The sequence below is a fragment of the Caulobacter sp. DMC95 genome, from assembly GCF_056313785.1.
Genome location: NZ_JBQUZP010000002.1, coordinates 230977 through 254346, shown reverse-complemented (window position 1 = coordinate 254346; position 23370 = coordinate 230977). Strand labels below are relative to the sequence as shown.

The window sequence follows — 23370 nt, the reverse complement described above, 5'->3', positions numbered from 1 at the left end:
GTCAGACTTCTCCTAGCAGCTTGAGCGCCAAGCCCCTGACATCGACGGCGGAGGAGGGGGCCTGGCCGTAAATCGCCTCGAAGGTCGGGATCGCCTGGCGCAGCAGCATCTCCAGCCCATCCACCGTGCGACGGCCAGCGGCCTCGGCGCGACGCAGGAACTCGGTCCGCAGCGGCTTGTAGACCATGTCCATCACGACCACGCTCTCGGGGGTCAGGGTCAGGTCGGCTTCAGGTCCCGCGCCGCCCCCCAGACCCAGCGAGGTGGCGTTGATCACCAGGCCCGCCTGCGACAGCAGCGCGGGAAGGGCGCCTTCGCCATGGGCGAGAACCTTTTCCCCGAACGCGTCGGCCAAGTCCTGGGCGCGCGCGACGGTGCGGTTGACGACAGATACCTGCGGCGCGCCCGCGAGTAGCAGGGCCGCCACCGCGCCCCGCGCTGCGCCGCCTGCGCCGAGGATGACCACAGGGGCGGCGGCCACGTCGAAACCTGGCGCCTGAACGGCGATCGCGCCCAGCAGACCCGGGCCGTCGGTGTTGTCAGCGTAGACGCGGCCCTCGCCATCGAAGAGCAGGAGATTGGCGGCCCCGGCCATTCGCGCCAGGTCGCTGGCGGTGTCGGCGACCGCCAGGGCCCGCTCCTTGAACGGGATGGTGACGTTGACGCCGCGCACCGCGCCACCGCGCAGTCCATCGACAAAGGTCTCGAACCGGTCTGCGGCGGGCGCAAACGGGACATACGCCGCGTCGAGACCCGCGGCGGCGATCCAGGCGTTATGGATCACCGGGCTCATCGAATGCTTGATCGGCTGGCCGCAGACACCGCCGACAATGGCCGCGCCCGTGAGGGAATTGCTCATGCCGCCAGGGCTCCATGAAGACGCAGGAAATCCAGCAGACCGATCAGCGGCAGGCCCAGGATCGTGAAGTAGTCGCCGTCGATCTTGTCGAACAGCTGAACGCCCTCGCTCTCCAGCTCGTAGCAGCCCACGGACCAGAGCAGGGCCTCGCCGCGACGCTCTATGTAGGCGTCGAGCCAGGCCTCGCTGAACGGGCGCATGGACAGCTTGGCGCTTTCGACAACCCGCCAGATCGGCCGGCCGTCGCGCGCCACCACCACAGCCGAGTGCAGCTTGTGGGTCGTTCCGCGCAGGTCCAGCAAACGCGCGCGGGCTTCGTCCAGCGAGTTGGCCTTGTCGATCAACTGGCCCTTCAGGTCGAGGGTCTGATCGGCGCCGATGACGAGGCCCGGGCGCTTTGTCGAAACCTTGACGGCTTTCATTTCGGCCAAGGCGTCGGCTATATCGCGGGGCGTGACGTCTTCGGCCAGCAGCCCGGCCTTGGCCGCCTCTTCGTCGACGCCGGGGCTGACCGCCTCGAAGGCGACGCCGGCGTTCTTGAGGATCATCTGTCGCGCCGAGCTTTGCGAGGCGAGGGTGACGGGGGTCAGGCTCATCCCAGGACCTCGACCTTGCCACGTCCTCCGGACAGCAGGTTGATTACCGCAGCGGCCGTCTCCTCCACGGAGCGACGCGTGATATCGATCACGGGCCAGTTCTGACGCTCGAATAGACGACGCGCGGCGATGATCTCCTGGCGCACGGCGTCAGCGTCGACGTAGTCGCTTTCGCGGTTCTCTTTCAGAGAGAGCAGGCGATTGCGCCGGATCTGGATCAGGCGGTCGGGCGAAGTGATCAGGCCGACGATGAGGGTGTTCTTCAACTCGAACAGCTCGGGCGGCGGCGGGCGGCCGGGCACCAGCGGCACATTGGCGGCGCGCACGCCGCGATGCGCCAGATAGATGCAGGTCGGGGTCTTGGAGGTTCGCGACACCCCCACCAGGATCACATCGGCTTGGGTCAGGTCCTGTCCGCCCTGACCATCGTCATGGGCGATGGCGTAGTCCAGCGCCTCGATCCGATCGAAATAGTCGTTCGTCAGAGCGTGCTGGGCGCCGACCCGGGTTGAGATGCGCGCGCCCAGATATCGGGACATAGCGCTGATCACCGGATCCAGCGCCGCGATACAAGGCATTTCCAGCTTTCGACAGCCGTCTTCCAGTGCGGCGCGCAGGCCGGGGTCGACGATAGTGTGCATCACCACGCCCGGAGCGCCCGCGATCTCCTCAAGCGCTCGGTCCAACTGACGGGTGGAACGGACCAGCGCATAGATGTGTTCGATCGGCAGGATGTCCGTAAACCGGGCGCACACGGCGCGCGCCATCGCGTTCAGGGTCTCGCCAGTGGAGTCCGAAACCAAGTGGATATGGAAGTAGGTGGCGAAACGGGGCGGTAGCCTTTCGCCCTCGCCCTGAGCCAGACTCTCCTGTGGATCATCCGTTAACGGTTGCTTAACCACTTGCCCTGCCTCTGGGGACGTCCGGGCGCCGAACAGCTCCGAAGACGTCGTGACACGGCGCCGCTGTGATCAACGGTCGCATTGCTCGCCTATCATCCCCAGACCTGCGCCGCATCCCCAGAAGTCTAAATCCAGGTTTTCCCGAGACGTGAAGCGAGTCCTTCGCGGGGTTTTCGCACGCCATCCGATGTTAAGAATTCATTAAGGTCTTCAAGGCGCTGCTGGATCATCCACATGATTAACAGAGCGTTAACCCCATGTGGGAAGGGCTGGGGGAAACCCGGGACGGCGTGTGCGAGTCACTCGCCTTTCAGGTGTTTTCCCCGCTTTGCAGTTGCCCTTCCGCTCCCTCCTTCAATCTTAATTTCTTATTAAGATATGTTAGAAAGATCTTAAGGGACGTCCGGACTTGAGCCGGAGCCCGCGCCGGGCTTTAACGCCAGACATGACGTCTCCCGCAAAGACCCCGAAATTTCTCTCCGCGCTGCAAGGCGAAGCCCATGCGAACCCTCCGGTGTGGTTCATGCGTCAAGCTGGCCGCTATCTCCCGGAATATCGCGCGGTGCGTGCGACAGCCCCGGACTTCATCAGCTTCTGCTTTGATCCTGAGAAGGCGGCCGAAGTCACCTTGCAGCCGATGCGTCGGTTTCCGTTCGACGCTTCGATTGTTTTCGCGGACATCCTGCTGATCCCCGGCGCCTTGGGCCAGAAGGTTTGGTTCGAGGCCGGCGAGGGACCGAAGCTGGGCGATATGCCGGCTGTGGAGTCTATGGCTGAGAAAGCCGGGGAGGCGGGTAAGGCCCTTTCGCTAGTCGGGGAGACGTTGACCCGGGTTCGTTCGGCGCTTGATCCGGACAAGGCCCTGATCGGTTTCGCTGGCGCGCCCTGGACCGTGGCGACCTATATGATCGAGAAGGGCTCCAGCGATCGGAGCGGGGCGCGGACCTTCGCCTATCAGAACGCCGAAGTGCTTGATGCGCTGATCCAGGTTCTTGTCGACGCCACCATCGACTACCTAGCCATGCAGGTCGACGCCGGTGCTCAGGCCTTGAAGCTGTTCGAGAGCTGGGCCGAGGGTTTGTCGGAGCCGCTGTTCGATCGTCTGGTCACCCAGCCGCATATCCGCATCATCGAAGGCTTGCGCGCGCGGGGCGTGACCGTGCCTGTCATCGGCTTCCCCCGCGGCGCCGGAACCTTGGTCGAGGACTATGCCGCCAGGACGCCTGTTCAGGGCGTGGCTCTGGACACCTCGGCTTCGGCCAAACTCGGACAGACGATCCAGAAGACCAAGACCATCCAGGGCGCGCTAGACCCGCTGCTGCTCCGCGCCGGCGGTGACGCCTTGCTCAAGCGGGTCGACGAGCTGCTCGAGCAGTGGAACCAAGGCCCGTACATCTTCAATTTGGGCCACGGCATCCTGCCGGACACGCCGATCGCGAACGTCGAGGCTGTGCTTGAGCGCGTAACCGGACAGAAGGTGGCCAAGTGAGTCAGAAGCTCGCCGTCGTTCTCTTCAATCTCGGCGGGCCGGACGGCCCCGACGCGGTGCGGCCGTTCTTGTTCAACCTGTTCCGCGATCCAGCCATTATCGGAGCCCCGGCGCCCATCCGCTATCCGCTGGCGGCCTTGATCTCGACCACGCGCGAGAAGTCGGCCAAGGCCAACTACGCCATCATGGGGGGCGGCTCGCCCTTGCTCCCTGAGACGCAAAAGCAGGCCAGCGCGCTCGAGGCCGCGCTGGCGGTTTCGATGCCGGGCGTCGAGGTCAAGTGCTTCATCGCCATGCGCTACTGGCATCCGCTGACAGGTGAGACAGCGCGTCAGGTTGCGGCCTTCGCGCCCGACCAAGTGGTGCTGCTGCCGCTCTATCCGCAGTTTTCCACGACGACGACGGGATCGTCGCTGAAGGCGTGGAAGAAGGCGTACAAGGGCTCAGGCGTTCAGACGACGGTGGGCTGCTATCCGACCGAGACGGGTCTGATCGAAGCTCACGCACGAATGATCCGCGAAACCTGGGAGAAAGCGGGTTCGCCCGCAAACATCCGTCTGCTGTTCTCGGCCCACGGTCTGCCTGAAAAGGTGATCCTGGCGGGAGATCCCTATCAGAAGCAGGTTGAAGCCACGGCTGCTGCAGTGGCCGCGCTTCTGCCAGCGCAGATCGAGTGGAACGTCTGTTATCAGAGCCGGGTCGGGCCCCTGAAGTGGATCGGTCCGTCGACCGATGACGAGATCCGCCGCGCAGGCGCAGAAGGAAAAGGCGTGATGATCACGCCGATCGCCTTTGTCTCCGAGCACGTTGAGACCCTGGTTGAGCTGGACCACGAATATGCCGAGCTGGCCGAAGAGGTCGGCGCGGCCCCGTATCTTCGCGTCGCCGCTCTAGGCACGGAGCCGGCCTTCATCGACGGTCTGGCCAAGGCGGTCCAGATGGCCCTGGACAAGAGGCCAGGAACAACATCCGCCGCCTGCGGCTGGCGGTGCGGGCTTGAGTGGTCCAAATGTCCTTGCCGGGAAGGAGTCTCGAGGTGATGGATTTCCTGGTGGCGCACTTCAACCTGGTGCGCGGTCTTCACATCCTGGCGGTCATCGCCTTCATGGCCGGCATGCTCTATCTGCCGCGCCTGTTCGTCTATCACACCCAGGCGGAGCCCGGGTCCCAGATGGACGAGACCTTCAAGGTGATGGAGCGTCGTCTCCTGAAGGGCATCATCAATCCAGCCTCGATCGCCACGGCGGTGTTTGGTCTGGGCTTGATCCTGGCCGATGGCCAGATCCGGGGTTGGGACTTCCTGCTGCAGCCGTGGATGTTCGCCAAGCTTGTGGCGCTTGTCGGCCTTTACGGCTTCCACGGTTTCCTGTCGGCTTCCCGCAAGAAGTTCGAGAGGGGCGAGAACGTCCGCTCGGAAAAGTTCTGGCGGATGGTCAACGAGATCCCCTTCGTGCTGGCGATCGTCATCGTGATCTCGGTGACGACGAAGTACTTCAACCACTGAGCTTCCGGCGGCGGCGCTTGACCCGCCGCCGTCCGCGTGGTTTGCATCCACGGTCGGTCCGGCGCTCGCCGAACCCTCTTCTTCCACGGACTGGCGCCCGTCCTGGCGCGCCCCGCGAGCGATCCCGCCGCAAGTCCGTCCCCCGAACGATCCGCGTCATCGTCAATTGGCGCGCTTGTCCGGCCCAGCCTTAGGGCTTCGCCCGACATGATCATTGAGTTCTACCGGCCGGACTCCGCCTTGGAGACCGCGCCCAGCCTTGAGTCTTGTCATGACCGAAGAAACTGAAAACCAAGTCCCGGCCGCTGAAGACGCGACCACCGAGGACGCCATCGAAGTGTCGGCGACTGTCGAAGCTTCGGTCGAAGCCGCCAGCGAAGGCGAAGGCGAAGGTGAGGGTGAGGACGAAGGGTCCGATATCGCCGCCGCTGTCGCCGCCCTTGGCCTCAAGTCCATGTCCCTGCAGGAGCTGAAGGAGAAATCCCCGGCCGACCTGCTGGCGTTCGCCGAGACCTTCGAGGTCGAGAACGCCAACTCTATGCGCAAGCAGGACATGATGTTCGCCATCCTGAAGACCCTCGCCGAGGAAGGCGTGGAGATTTCGGGGTCGGGCACCATGGAAGTCCTGCAGGACGGCTTCGGCTTCCTGCGCTCGCCGGAAGCCAACTACCTGCCGGGCCCGGACGACATCTATGTCTCGCCGTCGCAGATCCGGAAGTATGGCCTGCGCACCGGCGACAGCGTCGAGGGGGCGATCCGCTCGCCGCGCGAAGGTGAGCGCTACTTCGCCCTGACCAGCGTCACCAAGATCAATTTCGAAAGCCCAGACAACGTGCGCCACAAGGTGCACTTCGATAACCTGACGCCGCTCTATCCCGAAGAGCGTCTGAACATGGAGCTGCCCGATCCGACCGTGAAGGATCGCTCGGGACGGGTCATCGATATCGTCGCCCCGCTGGGCAAGGGCCAGCGCTGCCTGATCGTCGCCCCGCCACGCGTCGGTAAGACGGTGATGCTGCAGAACATCGCCAAGTCGATCGAGACGAACCACCCCGAGTGCTACCTGATCGTCCTGCTGATCGACGAGCGCCCGGAAGAAGTCACCGACATGCAGCGTACGGTGAAGGGCGAGGTGATCGCCTCGACCTTCGACGAGCCGGCGACCCGTCACGTCCAGGTGGCCGAGATGGTCATCGAGAAGGCCAAGCGCCTGGTCGAGCACAAGCGCGACGTCGTCATCCTGCTGGACTCGGTCACGCGTCTGGGTCGCGCCTACAACACCACCGTCCCGTCGTCGGGCAAGGTGCTGACCGGCGGTGTCGACGCCAACGCCCTGCAGCGTCCGAAGCGCTTCTTCGGCGCGGCGCGGAACGTCGAGGAGGGCGGCTCGCTGTCGATCATCGCCACGGCCCTGATCGACACCGGCAGCCGGATGGACGAAGTCATCTTCGAAGAGTTCAAGGGCACCGGTAACTCGGAAATCGTCCTGGACCGCAAGGTGGCCGACAAGCGCATCTTCCCGGCGATCGACGTGCTCAAGTCGGGCACCCGCAAGGAAGAGCTCATCACGCCGCGCGACCAGCTGCAGAAGACCTACGTCCTGCGCCGCATCCTCAACCCGATGGGCGCCTCGGACGCGATCGAGTTCCTGCTGGACAAGCTGCGTCAGTCGAAGACGAACGGCGACTTCTTCCAGTCGATGAACACCTGAGTCCAAACAGACTCATCCCGAAACGAGAAAGGCGCCGGTGCTACCCGGCGCCTTTTTTGTTGGGTCCTACCGGGTAAGGCCCTACGGAATCAGCAGAGTGGCGCCGACGGTCTTACGGCCCTCCAGAGCCTCGTGCGCGGCGCGGGCCTCGGCGAGAGGGAAGGTCTGGCCGATGTCGATCTTGACCGCGCCCGTGGCAAGCACCGCGAACAACGCCTCAGCGCTCTCGTCCAGCTCCTCGGTCGTGACGATATAGTCGAACAGCTTCGGCCGGGTGACGAAGGCGGACTTCGGCGCCAGCGCCAGCGGCGGGAAGGCTGGCGCTGGACCCGAGGCGTTGCCGAAGGTCACCAACATGCCGCGTCTGGCCAGGCTGGACAGGCTGGCCTCCCAGGTGTCCTTGCCGACGCCGTCATAGACGACCGCCACACCTTGGCCGTTCGTAAACGCCGCGACGCGGGCCGCGACGTCCTCATGGCTGTAGTCGATCACGTGGTCGGCGCCGAGATTGCTTGCGATCTCCGCCTTCGCCGCCGCGCCAACCGTGGCGATCACTCTCGCGCCGAGAGCCTTGCACCATTGTACGAGGATCTGGCCGACGCCGCCGGCGGCCGCGTGCACAAGAACCCAGTCGCCTTGTTTCACGTGGAAACACCGACGAACCAGAAACTCGGCGGTCATGCCCTTTAGCAGCGCGGCCGCAGCGACTTCGAGACTGACGCCGTCCGGAACCTTGACAGCGCGGTCGGCCGGAACGACCGCCGCTTCTGCGTAGGCCCCCATGGTTCCATTGTAGGCGACACGGTCGCCACTCTTGAACCGGGTGACACCTTCGCCGACGACCTCGACCATACCAGCGGCTTCCAGCCCGATCACCAGCGGCGTCTTCACGGGATAAAGACCCGACCGGTGATAGGTGTCGATATAGTTCAGGCCGACCGCCTGGTGACGGACGAGGATCTGGCCTGGACCCGGCGAGGGCAGGGGAAGATCGGCAACCTCGAGGACGTCGGGGCCGCCGGTTCTGACGGCTTGGACTGCGAGCATCAGGCCAGCGCCTTCTGGAAGAAGGTCAGGCTGCGGCCGTTGGCCTTGGCGGCGTCCGCCGCGTCATAGTGGGCGCCGCCCTCGCGGGCGAAGGCATGGTCCCGGCCCTCATAGGTATGGACCTCGATTTGCGGGTGATCCTTCAGAGCGTTGAGGATCAGCTGCTGGGCCTCGGGTGGGACGAACTGGTCCTTCTCGGCGATGTGCATCAGAAGGGGCCGCGCCAGCTTTTCAGCTTCGCCGACATGCTTCTCGATGCCGACGCCATAGTAGGAGACCGCCGCGTCGACGTCGGTACGGGTCGCGGTCAGGAAAGCCAGCAAGCCGCCCAGGCAATAGCCGACCGCGCCGACCTTACCGTTGACGCCATTGAGCTTCCGGGCGGCGGCGATGGTCGCAGCGATGTCCGAAACACCGGCGTCCACGTCGAACGCGTTGAAGAGCTCGAACGCCTTCTTCCATTCGGCTTCGCTCTGGTCGGTGATGTCGATGCCAGGCTCGATCCGCCAGAAGAGATCGGGGCAGATGGCGACGAAGCCCTGGGCGGCCAGGCCGTCGCAGATATCGCGCATCACCTTGTTGACGCCGAAAATCTCCTGGATCACGACGATGGCCGGTCCGCTTGCTACCTGAGGGCGCGCTACATAGGCCGAGAAGGCGCCGTCCGGGGTGTTGATCGTGAGGGTCTCGCTCATCGGGGCTCTCCGTCGCTTTCGGGTCCACAGGACCAATGTGACTTTCGACCGAAGCGCTCTACCCTGACCCGGCGGGCTTGCCCCATAACAAAATCGTGCCCTGACCGAAGGGAACTCTGATGAAGATGACGATCGAGATCGACTGCACCCCGGTGGAGGCGCGCGCCTTTCTGGGCCTGCCCGATGTGAGCGCTTTAAACGACCATCTGGTCAAGGAAATGCAGAACCGCATGGACGCCAACATGGCGATGCTGGCGCCCGAAGAGTTGATGAAGAACTGGATGGCCTTCGGAGCTGGGGCGCAGGAGTCGTTTCGCAAACTGATGACGGCGGCGGCGGGCGCGGCTGTTGGCGCGGCAACGCCGAAGCGCGACTGAGACGATGACGGATACGATTTTCGCGTTGGCTACGGCCGCCGGACGCTCGGCTGTCGCCGTAGTGCGGATGTCGGGTCCCAGGTCTACTGAGATCGCCGCTGTTCTGTGTGGACGCCTTCCGCCGCCGCGCGTGGCCGCAGTGCGTAGGTTGAAGAAGGACGGCGTGGCGCTGGACGAGGCGCTGGTGCTGCGCTTCGAGCGGCCCGCCAGCTATACCGGCGAAGACAGTGTCGAGTTTCACGTGCACGGCGGCCGCGCCGTCGTCGAAGCCTTGTTGGGCGCGCTATCGGAACTGGGCGCGCGCCTCGCCGAGCCAGGTGAGTTCACGCGGCGAGCGTTCGAGAACGGCAAGCTCGATCTGGCCCAGGCCGAGGGTGTCGCCGATCTGATCGATGCCGAGACCGACGCACAGCGCCGGCAGGCCTTGGGTCAGGTCGGCGGCGCTCTGAGCCAGCGCTATGGCCGGTGGCGAGATCTGCTGGTCCAGGCTTTGGCGATGCTGGAAGCAGCAGTCGACTTCCCCGACGAGGACCTGCCCGAGGAAGTGGCCGAGCGCGCTCGACCAGGCCTGAGGCAGTTGAGCGCCGAGTTGGACGCGGCCTTGGCGGATGTTTCACGTGGACGTCGGGTACGCGACGGCTTTCGTATCGCTTTGGTCGGTGCGCCCAACGCTGGCAAGAGCACGCTGCTCAATGGCCTTGCCGAGCGCGACGCTGCGATTGTCACTGACGTCGCAGGCACCACCAGGGACATCATCGAGGTCCCTTTAGTTCTGGGGGGGTACAAGGTTCTGGTCGCGGATACGGCGGGCATCCGGGAGACCTCGGACGTGGTCGAGGCGGAAGGTGTTCGACGCGCCAAGGCCTGGGCCCAGAGCGCGGACCTGCGGCTCTGGATCGTCGATAGTTTTCACGTGAAACAGGCCGACGACTGTCCCGAGATTGTCCGCCCCGGCGACTGGCTGATCCTGAACAAGACGGACATCGCCGACGGCGCGGTGCTTTTGCATGCCGAGGCCCACTGGGCGGAGAGGGGGCTCGCCGTTATCCGCTTGATCGGCAAGTCCGAGGATGGAGCGCGCACACTGCGCGCAGCTCTTGCAGCCCACGTGACGGATGCGCTGTCGGGCGCTGAGTTCCCCGCCGCGACTCGGCTGAGGCATGCGGAGCGGCTTGAAGAGGCGAGGCGCTATCTGGAACGGGCGCTCTCCGATGTTGGCCTCGAGGTCGAGCTGGCGGCTGAAGATGTGCGTCTGGCCGCGCGAGCTCTTGAGAGGATCTCAGGCCGGATTGATCCAGAGGATGTGCTGGGTCGCGTATTCTCGACCTTCTGCATCGGCAAGTGATGTTTCACGTGGAACATCTCCCCATGCTGTCCACAACCCGCTCACAGTTGTGGCGGGGGTGTTTCACGTGAAACGCCGATGAGTCACATCGACCCGCTCGCCTGATTGGCGTATAGAACGACTCCAGCGCCCCCGCTCAAGCCCGGGGGCGTTCGCATTGAGGCGAGTGTCTTGTCCAAGTTTTGGGATGTCATTGTCATCGGCGGCGGTCACGCCGGCTGCGAGGCGGCGGCCGCCTCGGCGCGCACGGGCGCGCGTACGCTCTTGCTAACCCACAAGCTAGAAACCATCGGCGAGATGTCGTGCAACCCGGCCATCGGCGGCCTGGGCAAGGGGCATCTGGTCCGCGAGATCGACGCCCTTGATGGCGTCATGGGCCGTATGGCCGACAAGGCCGGCATTCAGTTCCGAATGCTGAACCGCTCCAAGGGCCCCGCCGTGCGCGGTCCGCGGTCTCAGATCGATCGGCGGCTGTATCGCGAGGCGATGCAGGCGGAGCTGTTTTCCACGGGAAACCTCGACATCATCGCTGCAGCCGCCGAGGACTTGATCGTTGAGGACGGCAAGGTGGCTGGCGCGATCGATGCGGACGGCCAGGCCTACCGCGCGACCCACGTGGTCCTGACGACCGGCACCTTCCTGAAGGGCGTGATCCATCGCGGCGAGGATCGTATCCCCGCCGGCCGGGTGGGGGACCAGCCGGCGATTGGTCTTTCGGATCGGCTCTACGGTCTCGGCTTCCAGATGGGGCGGCTGAAGACCGGGACGCCCGCGCGTCTCGACGGCAAGACCATCGCCTGGGATCGCCTGGAGAGCCAGGCAGCTGATGATCAGCCCGTTCCGTTCTCATATCTGAACGACCGGATCGACGTGCCGCAGATCGCCTGCGGGGTCACCTACACCACCGAAGAAACCCACCGCATCATCGCCGAACGGATTGCTGAGTCGCTGGTCTATAGCGGTCGCGCCACGGGTGTCGGTCCGCGCTATTGCCCGTCGATCGAGGACAAGGTGGTCCGCTTCGCCGACAAGACCAGCCACCAGATCTTCCTGGAGCCCGAGGGTCTAGACGACGATACGGTCTATCCGAACGGCATTTCCACCTCGGTTTCGGAAGAAACTCAGCTCTTGTTCCTGCGGACCATTCCGGGCCTCGAGCAGGTGGAAGTCATCCGCTACGGCTATGCGATCGAGTACGATTACGTCGATCCTCGCGAGCTTTATCCCACCCTGGAAACCAAGCGCCTGCCTGGCCTCTATCTGGCAGGGCAGATCAACGGCACGACTGGCTACGAGGAGGCGGGCGCCCAAGGTCTGGTCGCCGGCCTCAACGCGGCCTTGGCGGTCCAGGGCCGTGAGCCCGCGATCTTCGCCCGTGACGAGGCCTATATCGGTGTGATGATCGACGATCTCGTCACCCGTGGTGTCACCGAGCCCTATCGGATGTTCACCAGCCGAGCCGAGTTCCGCCTGACCCTGCGCGCCGATAATGCCGACCAGCGCCTGACCGACCGTGGGATCGATCTTGGGGTGGTGGGGTCTGTACGAGCGGCGGCGTGGGCGGAGAAGAAGGCTCGGTTGGGCGCTGCCCGCGCCTTCGCTCGCTCGGTGTCTCTCACGCCAAACGAGGCTGTGAAGGCCGGCTTCAAGGTCAATAGCGACGGCGTACGTCGCGACATCTTCGCCATGCTGGCCTATCCCGATGTGACGCTAGATGACCTCGGCCGGATCTGGCCCGAGGTTTTCACGTGGAACACCGATGTCCGCGAACAGATCGAGATCGAAGCCGCCTATGCCGGCTATCTGGATCGCCAGCGGGCCGACGCCGAGTCCCTGCGAAAGGATGAGGACCTGCGCCTGCCGGCCGACCTCGACTATGCCGAGATCGGCAGCCTCTCGAACGAGGTGCGCGAGAAGCTAGCGCGCGTGCGTCCCCTCACTCTAGGCCAGGCGGCCCGGATCGAAGGGGTCACGCCGGGCGCGCTCACAGCGTTGTTGGCTCACGTGAGGCGCGGCCGTGCAGCCTGATCTTGCCCTTGCCCCCGAGACGGTCCTGGACGCGTCCGGCTTCCAGACCCTGATCGGCGCCACCGACGCTCAGATCGCAGATCTGACGCGTTTCCAGGCGCTGCTGGCCGAATGGAACGAGGTCATGAACCTTGTCGGGCCGCTGACCATCGCGACCTACTGGACCCGTCACGCTCTGGACAGTGCTCAGTTGATCCCGCTGGCGCCGGCGGCGACCACGTGGGCTGACCTCGGTGCGGGTGCAGGTCTGCCGGGCGTCGTGCTGGCCATACTTTTAAAGGGTAGGGCGGGAGCCAAGGTGCATCTGGTCGAGTCTATGACCAAGCGATGCCGCTTCCTGGAGGTGGTGGCCAAGGATCTCGACCTGCCCGTCCAGATCCACAACGCTCGGGCCGAAGATCTGAAGCTGAAGGTCGAGGTCGTCACCGCGCGCGCGTGCGCCCCGATGACCAAGCTTCTCGGCTTCGCCGAACCTTATCTGCGCAACGGGGCGCTGGGTCTGTTCCTCAAGGGGCGGGATGTCGAGGCCGAGCTCGCCGAGGCGCGCAAGGCCTGGACGTTCGAGAGCGAATTGCGCACCAGTCAAAGCGACCCTCGGGGCCGCATCGTTCAAGTGAAGAGGCTTTCCCGTGTCCGCTAATCCTCTGCGCGTGCTGGCCATCGCCAATCAGAAGGGTGGGGTGGGCAAGACCACGACCGCGATCAATCTAGGCACCGCCCTGGCGGCGTGCGGCGAGCGCGTTCTGCTGATCGACGCCGATCCGCAGGGCAACTGTTCCACGGGGCTTGGCATCGGGCGCACCCAGCGTCGTACGACGCTCTATGACGTGCTGATGGGCGAGGCCCCCGTAGTCGACGCTGCGGTGAAGACCGAGCTGCCCGGCCTGGACGTCATACCGGCCGACGCCGACCTATCAGGCGTGGAGATCGAACTCGGTCAGACCGCGCGCCGGTCCTACCGTCTGCGCGACGCGCTGGAGACGATCCGGGCCAACGGCCCCTACACCTATGTTCTGATCGACTGCCCGCCGTCGTTGAACGTGCTGACCGTCAACGCCATGACCGCCGCCGATGCGGTGTTCGTGCCGCTGCAGTGTGAGTTCTTCGCCTTGGAAGGCCTGACCCAGCTGATGCGGACGATCGAACGGGTGCGGGGAAGCCTCAACCCGCGCCTTGAGATCCAAGGCGTGGTGCTGACCATGTATGACCGCCGCAACAGCTTGTCGGAGCAGGTCGCCAAGGACGTTCGCGAGCACTTTGGCGACAAGGTTTATGACGCGGTGATCCCGCGCAATGTCCGCGTTTCCGAGGCTCCGTCGTTCGGCAAGCCTGTGCTGTTGTATGACCTCAAGTGCGCCGGCAGTCAGGCCTATCTGAAGCTGGCCCGTGAGGTGATCAGCCGAGAACGTGATCGCCAGGCCAAGGCCGCCTGAACCTAACCGTAAGAACCGTAGCTTGACTGAGATAGTGATGGAGTCCGTCGTGGTGGGAGAGCCCGGTATGTCCGAAGGGCGTCGTGGTCTAGGGCGAGGGCTTTCCGCCTTGCTGGGCGAGGTCGACGCCGCCCCGGCTCAGGCCCCGGGCGAACAGCTGGGCGGCTCACGTGAGGCGCCGATCGAGATTTTGCAGCGCAATCCCGACCAGCCCCGCCGGACCTTCCGCGAGGAAGACCTCGAGGACCTGTCCAACTCGATCCGCGAAAAGGGCGTGCTCCAGCCCATCCTGGTGCGGCCTTCGCCCGACACCGCCGGGGAATACCAGATCGTCGCCGGCGAGCGTCGCTGGCGTGCGGCTCAGCGCGCTGGCCTCAAGACCGTGCCGATCATGGTGCGCGAGCTGGACGATCTGGCGGTTCTGGAAATCGGCATCATCGAAAACGTCCAGCGGGCCGACCTGAACGTCCTGGAAGAGGCGCTTTCCTACAAGGTGCTGATGGAGAAGTTCGAGCGCACCCAGGAGAACATCGCTCAGACCATTGGCAAGAGCCGCAGCCACGTGGCCAACACCATGCGTCTGCTGGCCCTACCGGACGAGGTCCAGTCGTACCTCGTCAGCGGCGAGCTGACGGCCGGTCACGCGCGCGCCATCGCGGCCGCTGCAGACCCGGTGGCTCTGGCCAAGCAGATCATCGAGGGAGGGCTGTCGGTCCGGGAGACCGAGGCTTTGGCGCGCAAGTCCCCGAACCCCGGCCCCGCAGGGAAGAGCAAGGGCGGCCGCCCGCCGCGTGTGAAGGACACCGACACCCAAGCGCTTGAGTCCGACCTGTCCTCGGTCCTTGGCCTCGACGTCTCGATCGACCATCGCGGCGCCACGGGAACGCTGACGATCACCTATGCGACGCTTGAGCAGCTCGACGACCTCTGCAACCGGCTGACGCGCGGGATGTGATCAGGCGCACGCAAAAAGGTGCGATCGCCCGGTTTTCCGGTGCAAACTCACCCTTTTAAAATCGCCTCTGTCGCGCATGAAGGGGCGCCTTTCCGTACGCCGGGAGGCGCCGCTTTCGTCAGGCGAGGGCGGGGCTTGCGAATATCGGGTGCAAGCATTTGCCCCATAAGGCTTTCTTGCAAAGCATCCACAGCAGCGCAAAGCGGCCGATTTCGGGGCCCGAGACGGTTACGTAGACTACAAGCCCAACCGTCGCGCGCGACCGGCGATCATCAGCGCGAGGCGCTCGGCGATCAGCTGGTCCGGGGAGCCCGACGTCTTGCAGGCCCGGTCGGCGATCAGGATCTCGCCCTGGATCTCGAGGATGGCTTCCAGGTTCCAGGCGCGCGCCTGGCGCAGGAACTCGCGCTCCTGTTTCCAGAACACGCCGGCGGCCTTCGCGGCGGCCTGAAGATCGACTCCGTTCTTGTGGAGCGTCAGGACGCGACGCAGACGTCCCAGATAGTAGCCCATGGCCCGGACCGCCCCCGGCCCGCCTTCACCCTCGGCGGCCGCTCGGCGGAGGGCTTGTTGGGCGGCGCCCAGCTTTCCACCAAAGGCGTCCGCCGCCGCGTCGCTGAGCGAGGCTTCTGGCTCCACGCCGAGAAAGTCGGTCAGATCGGCGGCCGTGGCGTTGATCCCGCTGCCGGGGCCCAGATAGAGGGCTAGCCGCTCGATCTCGGCGCGGGCGACGCCGCGTTCCTTGGGTAGGCGTGAGACGAACAATTCCAAGGCTTCGCTATTGAGGCTGACCTTGTCGTTCGCCAGCGTGTCGCGCGTAAGGCGGGCCAGATCGCCGGCCTCATCCTCGTAGCAGGGGATGACAGCGCACCCGCTGGCTTTTTCGCCGACCTTCCGAAGTTGCGAGTCGCGGCCCAGGGCGCCGGCCTCGACCAGAAAGAAGGCGTCCGGATTGAGAAGGCCCTCAACGTGACGTGTGAGCGCTTCGGCGGCCTGCTTGTCGGGGCCGGCCTTGTCGCTCGACAATCGAAGACGGACGAGGCGACGGCCACCCATCAGCGACATCGCGGACAGCTCGTCCTCAAGCTTGGCGGGATCCGCGTCGAGGTCACCGTCGGTCAGCTGGGCTGTGTCAAACGGATCGTCCGGACGCTCCACGACACGTCGCGCCAGCGCGTCGGCCCGGTCACGCACCACGCCCCGGTCCTTGCCATAGATCACCACGGCCCGGATGTCCGGGGTCGGCTCCTTGAGGAAGCGCTCGACGTCCGGACGCTTGGACAGGATCATCTAGGTCAGGCCGGCTTTCTGCCCGCCAGCCAGGTTGCGAGATCCAGCTGGATCTTGCGGGCGGCCTCGGCGGCGGCCCGCTCCTGACCATCCTGCTGGGCTGCAATGGCGGCATAGGGCTGGTCGGCCGAGTCGTAGGTCACGGAGACATCCGCGCGACCCTTGTGAACCTCGCCGCCGTTCTTGGCGTCGAGCAGGCGCCAGTCGACGCTCATGCGCAATTCATAGCGGTTGGCGACGTTGTCGAGACGGACCCCCCGCGCGAAGCGTTGTTCGTTGACCGACAAATAGAGCTTGTAGGCCGCTGGCGAGTTGGGGCGATGGGCCAGGGCGTCGTCGAGTTGCTCGCGCAACAGGTAACCGCCGCGCCCCTCGGCGGCGACCGTCTCAATGCTCGACAGGCCGCCCTCAACGCCGGGACGGCCGTACAGGGGCGTGAAGCCCGCGCAGGCCGAGAGCGCCATCGTCGAAAAGGCCAGAGCGGCCGCCGCCAGGGTGCGTTTCATCGCTTGGGGTCTCAATTGGCCACGATGTTGACGATACGGTCCTTGACCACGATCACCTTGCGGACCGTCAGACCCTCAAGGTGGGCCATGACGTTGGGATCCGCCAGAGCGATTTTCTCGACTTCGGCCTCGGCCGAGCCGGCCTTTACCTTGATCTCGCCGCGACGCTTGCCGTTGATCTGGATCGGCAAGACGCGTTCGTCGTCGGCCGCGAGGGCGGGGTCGGCCTTCGGCCAGGGCGCGTTGACGACCATGCCTTCGCCTCCGATGCGCGCCCAGGCTTCCTCGGCGAGGTGCGGGGTGAACGGGGCGACGAGGCGGGCCAGGATATGCAGCGCCTCCGCCCGCGCGGCCAGCACAGCTTCCGACGCGCCGTCGGCGGGGGCGGCTTTCAGAGCGTTCAGGAACTCATAAAGGCGCGCCACGCCGCTGTTGAAGCGGAAGCCCTCGATGCTGTCGGTGACGAAGCCAATCAGTTTGTGAGCGGCCTTGCGCAGCGCCACCGCGGCTTCGTCAGCGGCGTCGTGGGCGAAATCGCCGGCAGGCTGGCTGTCGAACTCATTCCACAGGCGGTGCGTGAAGCGCCAGCTCCCCTCGACACCCGAGTTGGTCCACTGGACATCGCGCTCGGGTGGGCTGTCGGACATCACGAACAGGCGGGCGCTGTCGACGCCGTAGGCTTCGAAGATGTCCTCGGGGGCGACGACGTTCTTCTTCGACTTCGACATCTTCTCGATGTCGCCGATGACGATAGGCGCGCCGGTCTTGGCGTGGGTGGCCGAGCGGCTATTGCCCTCGACCTTGATCACCACGTCCGAGGGTTCGACCCACTCGCCGGCCTCGTTCTTGTAGGCCTCGTGGGTGACCATCCCTTGCGTGAACAGGCCCGCGAACGGTTCCTCCACCGAGACCAGACCCTCGTCCTTCAGGGCGCGGGTGATGAAGCGGGCGTACAGCAGGTGCAGGATCGCGTGCTCGACGCCGCCGATATACTGGTCGACGGCCAGCCAGTAGTCGGCCGCAGCCTTGCCCACCGGCTCCGCAGCTTGGGTGTCGGCGAAGCGGGCGAAGTACCAGCTCGAGTCGATGAAGGTGTCCAGCGTGTCGGTCTCGCGCTCGGCCTTGCCGCCGCAGGACGGACAGGTCGTGTGCCGCCAGGTCGGGTGGCGCAGCAGCGGGTTGCCCGGCTTGTCGAAGGTGACGTCGTCGGGCAGGGCGACGGGTAGCTGGTCTTCCGGCACCGGAACCACGCCGCAGCTTTGGCAGTGGATGACCGGGATCGGGCAGCCCCAATAACGCTGGCGCGAGACGCCCCAGTCGCGCAGGCGATAGACCGTCGCGCCCTGGCCCTGGCCGGCGGCTTCGATGCGCGCCACAGCCTCGGCTTTGGCGGTCTCGACGTCCATGCCGTCCAAGAACTTCGAATTGAAGATCTTGCCGGGGCCGACATAGGCCTCCTTGCCAACCTGGAAGGTCGCCGGATCCTCGCCGTTCGGCAGCACCACCGGCCTGACCGGCAGGTCGTACTTGCGGGCGAAGTCCAGGTCGCGCTGGTCGTGGGCCGGGCAGGCGAAGATCGCGCCCGTGCCGTAGTCCATCAGGATGAAGTTGGCGATCCACACGGGCAGGGTGATCGACGGGTCCAGCGGGTGCTTGACCCGCAGGCCGGTGTCGTAGCCCAGCTTCTCGGCGCTCTCGATCTCGGCTTCCGAGGTGCCGCCCTTGCGGCAGTCGGCGATGAATTGCTGGATTTGCGGGTTCTCGACCGCCAGCTGCTCGGCCAGCGGGTGCTCGGGCGCAATGCCGACGAAGCTGGCGCCGAACAGGGTGTCGGGGCGCGTGGTATAGACTTCCAGCCCCTCTGCCAGGCCATCGGGGGCTTCACCCTCGAACTGGAACTTGAAGCGCAGGCCCTTGCTGCGGCCAATCCAGTTCTCCTGCATCAGGCGAACCTTGTCGGGCCAGCGGTCCAGGGTCTTCAGGCCCTCGATCAGGTCGTCGGCATATTGGGTGATGCGCAGGAACCACTGGGTCAGCTTGCGCTTCTCGACCGTCGCGCCCGAGCGCCAGCCCTTGCCGTCGATGACCTGCTCGTTCGCCAGCACGGTCATGTCGACCGGGTCCCAGTTGACCGAGGCTTCCTTGCGATAGACCAGGCCGCGCTTCAGCAGGCGCAGGAACCAGGCCTGTTGCTTGCCGTAGTACTCAGGGTCGCAGGTGGCGAACTCGCGCGACCAGTCGACCGAGATGCCCAGCGACTTCAGCTGCTCGCGCATGGCGGCGATGTTGTCGTAGGTCCAACCCTTGGGGTGGACGCCGCGCTCCATGGCCGCGTTCTCGGCCGGCATGCCGAAGGCGTCCCAGCCCATCGGGTGCAGGACGTTGAAGCCCTGGGCGCGCTTGTAACGAGCGACCACGTCGCCCATCGCGTAGTTGCGGACGTGGCCCATATGGATGCGACCCGACGGATACGGGAACATCTCGAGCACGTAGTATTTCGGACGGCCGTCGTTGATTTCGCCGGTCTTGAAAACGTCGGCCTTCGCCCAGGCTTCACGCCATTTGGGTTCGGTGTCTTTGGGATTGTAGCGGGCCATCGGAAACCAGGTCTTGATCGGCGGAAAGCGCGCCCGGAAGGAGCGTCCGCGATGTCATAAGCGGTTTCGCGGTCCAGGCGCGCGGAAAATCGGAGAGGAAACGGGTCCCAGCCCGAAGGCCGGGACCCGAACGGGCCTTAGCCCTTAATGTTCGAAAGTCGAAGCTGACGCGCGCGCGTCAGGATCGCATTCTCGATATCAGCGGCCGTCTGGTCGGAGACCGGCGCGTCGACCCAGGCTCCGTTGATATCTTTGGTCTGCTTGAACACGGTCACGTTCAGGCCGTCAGCGCGCAGGCGCGTGTCCAGGATATAGACCGTGGCCTTGAAGCGCTCGGCGGGCGTTTCCGGATTCACATACCAGTCGGTGACAATGACGCCGCCGTAGGGGTCAGCCGAGGCCAGCGGCATGAACGCCAGCGTGTCCAGGCTCGCGCGCCACAGATAGCCGTTGACGCCAATCGAACCTTCGGTGGCGGGGGCCTTGGCGCCGCCGCCCAGACGCTTGAACGGATTGAACCCAGGCTCATCGCTCTGTGTGGAGAACGTCTTCGGGGCCTTGTCGCTGGCGCAGGCCGAAACGCCCAGCACCGACAGAGCCAGGACGCCCGCGGCGACGCCGCGCATCACAGACCCACGCTCAAACGCCATAGTACCTCGCTCCAATGTCTCGCCGACGCTGTCAGCGCGTCCAGGCGCGCCCCCGCGGCCGGGAGCCGGTCTATACCATGGCAGCGCCGCCTCAAAACAGGAATCGCGTGACCTCACCGCCACAGGAGTCGATTGAAACGTCGATTGTACGACCGCGTGCGACCAAACGCCGGTTGACCGCGTTCCAGCGAGGCCTTTAATCGCAAAGCAAGGGGCCTGATCCTATATGGAGCGGGTGGGGACAACTGAGTATAGGCGGCGAGTAGCGATGGTCGCGAAGCGTTTCTTCCTGGCGGGAACTGCCGCGTTGATCCTGACGGGATCGGCCGCGACGGCGTTCGCTCAGGCCAAGCCGCACGCGGTCGCCCCCGATTTCACCGTCAAGAACGACTTCACCAGCGCCGCCTCGGGCGTACAGTATCCGCGGGATGACAAGCGCACTCTGCGTTGGGACGCCAAGAAGGGCCGTTGGGGTCTGAAGCTCGACCTCGACCAACCCTCCAGCCGTGAAATGGAACTGCAGGACGTGAAGGCGGGCGCCTACTTCAAGGTGACGCCGTCCATTCGCGTTGGCGGCGCCGTCAGTCTGGGCGAAACCAATCCGGCTCTGGCTGCGCGCAAGGCCCAGCAAGCCGATCCGGCGCCGCGCGTGCGCCTGGAAACTGCTTTCAAGTTCTAGGCCGGTCTCAGCCCGCCAACGCCTCGACCGCCGCTAGGCCGGCAACGCTGCTGCCTGCCAGCGAAGCCGCCGTGCTCGCGTTGACGCCGCCCAAGGCGTAGACGGGCAGCGTGGTCGCCGTGACCAGCCTGTTAAGCCCTTCAAGACCCAGAGGTTCGCCCGCTGAGGGGCTATTGCTGGGGAAAACCGGTGACACCACCGCCGCGTCCGCTCCGGACCGTTCGGCGGCCTGAAGCGCCACGAGATCGTGCGCGGCGGCGGTGATCAGATAACGCGGATGCTCGGCCCGCAGGCGCGGAAGAGCAGACACCATGCGTTGCGGCAGGTGAACGCCATCGGCGCCGACGCCCTCGGCCAGACTGACATGTGCGCCGACCAGCAGCATCAGGCCGCGCGCCGTCGCGATCTCGCGCAGTCGACGTCCCTGGTCGACGGCGTCCGGCGCGCCGAAGGCGCGGAAGACGATGGCCGACCCGGCGGGGAGCCGTCCAGCGACCGCTCCTGGGTCTGCAACACGCGCTGGGTCAGTGAAGAACAGCAACCTTGGCAGCATCAAGCCGCGCACCATCCTTGGCGGAAGGGCCAGGGCCGCATTAGACAGGGCTTCCAGTTCGCTCACATCGCCCAAGGCACGATCCCCATGTCGTCATCGCTCGCCGAGATCCGCGCCCGCATCGCCGCCGCCGAGGCCCGCGCCGAACGTCCAGCAGGGGGCGTGACCCTGGTGGCGGTGTCCAAGACCCAGCCGTGGGATCATATCGCGCCGGTGCTCGACGCGGGACAGAAAGTGTTCGGCGAAAACAGGGTTCAGGAGGCGATGGAGCGCTGGGCCGACCGTCGTCAGGGACTGGAGTTGCGGCTGATCGGGCCCCTGCAGACCAACAAGGCGCGCGAGGCGGTTGGCTTCTTTGATGTGATCGAAACGCTCGATCGGGAAAAGCTGGCCCGCGTGCTGGCTGACGAGATCCAGCGAGCGGGCACGGCGCCGCGACTCTACGTCCAGGTCAATATCGGCGAGGAGCCGCAGAAGGCCGGTGTTGCGCCGGCCGAGGCCGACGCCTTCATCGCCGCGTGCCAAATAACCTACGGCTTGGCGATCGAGGGCCTGATGTGCATCCCGCCCTTCGAGCAGGATCCGGCGCCGCATTTCGCGAATCTCGCCGCGATCGCCTCTCGGAATGGTCTCGACAAACTCTCCATGGGCATGAGCGACGATTTCGAGATCGCCATCGCGCAAGGCGCCACCTCGGTTCGGGTGGGCTCGGCGCTCTTCGGAAGCCGCAATTACGGCTAGTCCGCGAGGATCTCGACCGCATCACCTGGTCGCGCCGCCGCCAGAACCGCTTCCAGATCGCCGCGCGCCAGAGCCACGCAGCCTTCAGTGCCCGGATAGCCGTCACGGGCCAGGTGCATGAAGATGGCCGATCCCAGTCCCGGTACGGGCGGATCGTCATTGTGGCCCAGGATCACTACCAGGTCGTACACGGTGTCGTCGCGCCACATCCGCTCAGCGCTGGCCGGATAGGGGAGGGTGACCGGGCGGTTATAGTTCGGATCGCTCGGCGCATCGCACCAGCCGTCCGTGGGCTGGGTGGCGCGCACGGACAGGGCCGTATCTGGGCCTTCTGGATAGACATCGGGTCGATACCAGACCTCCCGCATCACCCAGACGCCGATAGGACTCTTGTTGTCACCCTCGCGCTTCTCAGCGGCGGCGATCGCACCGGCCTTGCCGAGCGCGCAGCGCACCATGCGTCCATCCAGCTCGAAACGGCCGTCAGCGTGGGCTCGAAACAGCATAAGCGGCGACTCCTCGACTTATAGGCCGCGCGCGGGGTTGTCCCCGGGGGGCGCAGCGGTGCATGTTCCGCCTCATGGCGCAACGCAAGACGCTTCTTCTGATCGACGACGACGACGACCTGCGCGGGGCGCTGGCGGAACAGTTGGCCCTGCACGAGGAGTTTGCGGTCAATGAGGCCTCCAGCGCCGGCGAGGGCGTAAAGCTGTCGCGGGAGCTCAAGCCCGACCTGATCCTTCTGGACGTCGATCTTCCCGATATGGACGGCCGCGAGGCCTGCCGCCTGATGCGCAAGAACGGCGTGACCGCGCCGGTCATCATGCTGACGGCCGCCGCCAGCGACAGCGACACGATCCTGGGCCTGGAGTCCGGCGCCAACGACTATGTGACCAAGCCCTTCCGCTTCGGCGTGCTGCTGGCCCGCATCCGCGCTCAGCTACGCAGCTATGAGGCCTCGGAAGACGCGCTGTTCCGGATCGGCCCCTACGAATTCCGCCCGTCGGCCAAGCTGTTGGTGGATGAAAAGCAGAAGAAGGTGCGGTTGACTGAGAAGGAAACCAACATCCTGAAGTACCTCTATCGCGCGGGTTCCAAGCCCGTGTCGCGCGAGGAACTGCTGACCGAGGTGTGGGGCTACAACGCTGGTGTCACGACCCACACGCTGGAGACCCACGTCTATCGCCTGCGCCAGAAGATTGAGCCTGATCCGACTGTGGCGCGGATCCTGATCACCGAGATGGGCGGATACCGGCTCCAGCCGTAGCCTAAAGCCAACATCCCTCGTCATCCCGGCTCCAGCGGAGCGGAGAGCCCGGATCCAGTGCAATCGCACCGCGTTGGCCCCTGGGTCCCGGGTCGGCTACGCTGCCTGGGATGACGCTGACTTTTTTGGCTATAACGCCCGAAGAA

Annotated in this window: 24 protein-coding genes; 13 read left to right on the top strand and 11 right to left on the bottom strand. The window is 65.3% G+C overall.

The window, feature by feature from the left end; all coding sequences use genetic code 11:
• Position 1: 1 nt before the first annotated feature.
• Genes aroE through ACT53N_RS05155 form a run of 3 tightly spaced genes read right to left on the bottom strand, consistent with a single transcriptional unit; the run spans position 2 to position 2357 of the window.
• Positions 2–859: a shikimate dehydrogenase gene (gene aroE / locus ACT53N_RS05165; RefSeq protein WP_476062890.1), complete on the bottom strand. Its 858-nt coding sequence runs from the start codon at positions 857–859 to the stop codon at positions 2–4.
• Positions 856–1455, bottom strand: coding sequence for a Maf family protein (locus ACT53N_RS05160; protein WP_476062889.1), 600 nt, complete (start codon positions 1453–1455; stop codon positions 856–858). The genes aroE and ACT53N_RS05160 overlap by 4 nt, the downstream gene beginning before the upstream one ends.
• Positions 1452–2357, bottom strand: coding sequence for a pyruvate, water dikinase regulatory protein (locus ACT53N_RS05155; RefSeq protein ID WP_476062888.1), 906 nt, complete (start codon positions 2355–2357; stop codon positions 1452–1454). Before ACT53N_RS05155 ends, ACT53N_RS05160 begins: the two co-directional genes overlap by 4 nt.
• A 445-nt stretch (positions 2358–2802) precedes the next feature.
• On the opposite strand from ACT53N_RS05155, the gene hemE reads away from it, so the two are divergent.
• The 4 genes from hemE (at position 2803) to rho (ending at position 7061) form a co-directional block, all read left to right on the top strand.
• Entirely contained in the window at positions 2803–3846 is a 1044-nt protein-coding gene (gene hemE / locus ACT53N_RS05150) for a uroporphyrinogen decarboxylase (protein WP_476062887.1), read from the top strand.
• On the top strand, positions 3843–4886 hold the full coding sequence (hemH, locus tag ACT53N_RS05145) for a ferrochelatase (RefSeq protein WP_476062886.1): 1044 nt from the start codon (positions 3843–3845) through the stop codon (positions 4884–4886). Before hemE ends, hemH begins: the two co-directional genes overlap by 4 nt.
• Positions 4856–5350, top strand: coding sequence for a CopD family protein (locus ACT53N_RS05140; protein WP_476062885.1), 495 nt, complete (start codon positions 4856–4858; stop codon positions 5348–5350). Before hemH ends, ACT53N_RS05140 begins: the two co-directional genes overlap by 31 nt.
• Positions 5351–5621: 271 nt before the next feature.
• The gene (gene rho, locus ACT53N_RS05135) at positions 5622–7061 is read left to right on the top strand and encodes a transcription termination factor Rho (RefSeq protein WP_476062884.1); all 1440 of its coding nucleotides are present in this window, start codon (positions 5622–5624) and stop codon (positions 7059–7061) included.
• Positions 7062–7142: 81 nt separating this feature from the next.
• Here the strand turns inward: rho and ACT53N_RS05130 are convergent, their stop codons facing one another.
• Positions 7143–8108, bottom strand: coding sequence for a quinone oxidoreductase family protein (locus ACT53N_RS05130; protein ID WP_476062883.1), 966 nt, complete (start codon positions 8106–8108; stop codon positions 7143–7145).
• A complete protein-coding gene (locus ACT53N_RS05125) occupies positions 8108–8803 on the bottom strand; it encodes a dienelactone hydrolase family protein (protein WP_476062882.1) in 696 nt (231 codons plus the stop codon). Before ACT53N_RS05125 ends, ACT53N_RS05130 begins: the two co-directional genes overlap by 1 nt.
• 119 nt (positions 8804–8922) lie before the next feature.
• On the opposite strand from ACT53N_RS05125, the gene ACT53N_RS05120 reads away from it, so the two are divergent.
• The 6 genes from ACT53N_RS05120 to ACT53N_RS05095 all read left to right on the top strand — a co-directional run bounded on the left by ACT53N_RS05120 (position 8923) and on the right by ACT53N_RS05095 (position 14941).
• Positions 8923–9180: a DUF6489 family protein gene (locus tag ACT53N_RS05120; protein WP_476062881.1), complete on the top strand. Its 258-nt coding sequence runs from the start codon at positions 8923–8925 to the stop codon at positions 9178–9180.
• A 4-nt stretch (positions 9181–9184) separates the two neighbouring features.
• Entirely contained in the window at positions 9185–10525 is a 1341-nt protein-coding gene (gene mnmE / locus ACT53N_RS05115; protein WP_476062880.1) for a tRNA uridine-5-carboxymethylaminomethyl(34) synthesis GTPase MnmE, read from the top strand.
• Between the two features lie 171 nt (positions 10526–10696).
• Complete coding sequence (mnmG, locus tag ACT53N_RS05110) at positions 10697–12553, top strand: tRNA uridine-5-carboxymethylaminomethyl(34) synthesis enzyme MnmG (RefSeq protein WP_476062879.1); 1857 nt, start codon at positions 10697–10699, stop codon at positions 12551–12553.
• Positions 12543–13193 carry a 16S rRNA (guanine(527)-N(7))-methyltransferase RsmG gene (gene rsmG, locus ACT53N_RS05105; protein ID WP_476062878.1) on the top strand — a complete coding sequence of 217 codons (651 nt, stop codon included), beginning with the start codon at positions 12543–12545 and terminating at the stop codon, positions 13191–13193. The genes mnmG and rsmG overlap by 11 nt, the downstream gene beginning before the upstream one ends.
• A complete protein-coding gene (locus ACT53N_RS05100; RefSeq protein ID WP_096052982.1) occupies positions 13183–13986 on the top strand; it encodes a ParA family protein in 804 nt (267 codons plus the stop codon). Before rsmG ends, ACT53N_RS05100 begins: the two co-directional genes overlap by 11 nt.
• A 37-nt stretch (positions 13987–14023) precedes the next feature.
• Positions 14024–14941 carry a ParB/RepB/Spo0J family partition protein gene (locus ACT53N_RS05095; RefSeq protein WP_476062877.1) on the top strand — a complete coding sequence of 306 codons (918 nt, stop codon included), beginning with the start codon at positions 14024–14026 and terminating at the stop codon, positions 14939–14941.
• A 237-nt stretch (positions 14942–15178) separates the two neighbouring features.
• Here the strand turns inward: ACT53N_RS05095 and holA are convergent, their stop codons facing one another.
• From holA to ACT53N_RS05075, 4 genes are all read right to left on the bottom strand, one after another.
• Positions 15179–16231: a DNA polymerase III subunit delta gene (gene holA / locus ACT53N_RS05090; protein ID WP_476062876.1), complete on the bottom strand. Its 1053-nt coding sequence runs from the start codon at positions 16229–16231 to the stop codon at positions 15179–15181.
• A 5-nt stretch (positions 16232–16236) separates the two neighbouring features.
• Positions 16237–16737 (bottom strand): LPS assembly lipoprotein LptE, encoded by a 501-nt coding sequence (gene lptE, locus ACT53N_RS05085; RefSeq protein WP_476062875.1) that lies wholly within the window; start codon positions 16735–16737, stop codon positions 16237–16239.
• Positions 16738–16748: 11 nt separating this feature from the next.
• The gene (leuS, locus tag ACT53N_RS05080) at positions 16749–19334 is read right to left on the bottom strand and encodes a leucine--tRNA ligase (protein WP_476062874.1); all 2586 of its coding nucleotides are present in this window, start codon (positions 19332–19334) and stop codon (positions 16749–16751) included.
• 137 nt (positions 19335–19471) lie between these two features.
• Positions 19472–19999 carry a DUF3576 domain-containing protein gene (locus ACT53N_RS05075; RefSeq protein ID WP_310214064.1) on the bottom strand — a complete coding sequence of 176 codons (528 nt, stop codon included), beginning with the start codon at positions 19997–19999 and terminating at the stop codon, positions 19472–19474.
• Between the two features lie 253 nt (positions 20000–20252).
• Between ACT53N_RS05075 and ACT53N_RS05070 the strand changes: the two genes are divergently transcribed.
• The gene (locus ACT53N_RS05070; RefSeq protein WP_310214062.1) at positions 20253–20663 is read left to right on the top strand and encodes an NtrZ family periplasmic regulatory protein; all 411 of its coding nucleotides are present in this window, start codon (positions 20253–20255) and stop codon (positions 20661–20663) included.
• A 7-nt stretch (positions 20664–20670) separates the two neighbouring features.
• On the opposite strand, the gene ACT53N_RS05065 is transcribed toward ACT53N_RS05070, so the two are convergent.
• Positions 20671–21231, bottom strand: coding sequence for a thiamine phosphate synthase (locus ACT53N_RS05065; RefSeq protein WP_476063395.1), 561 nt, complete (start codon positions 21229–21231; stop codon positions 20671–20673).
• A 72-nt stretch (positions 21232–21303) separates the two neighbouring features.
• On the opposite strand from ACT53N_RS05065, the gene ACT53N_RS05060 reads away from it, so the two are divergent.
• Complete coding sequence (locus ACT53N_RS05060) at positions 21304–21957, top strand: YggS family pyridoxal phosphate-dependent enzyme (protein ID WP_476062873.1); 654 nt, start codon at positions 21304–21306, stop codon at positions 21955–21957.
• Here the strand turns inward: ACT53N_RS05060 and ACT53N_RS05055 are convergent.
• Complete coding sequence (locus tag ACT53N_RS05055) at positions 21954–22463, bottom strand: L,D-transpeptidase family protein (protein ID WP_476062872.1); 510 nt, start codon at positions 22461–22463, stop codon at positions 21954–21956. The two genes, ACT53N_RS05060 and ACT53N_RS05055, sit on opposite strands and share 4 nt — an antisense overlap.
• Positions 22464–22537: 74 nt before the next feature.
• On the opposite strand from ACT53N_RS05055, the gene ACT53N_RS05050 reads away from it, so the two are divergent.
• Positions 22538–23224 carry a response regulator transcription factor gene (locus tag ACT53N_RS05050; RefSeq protein ID WP_024266002.1) on the top strand — a complete coding sequence of 229 codons (687 nt, stop codon included), beginning with the start codon at positions 22538–22540 and terminating at the stop codon, positions 23222–23224.
• Positions 23225–23370 lie beyond the last annotated feature (146 nt).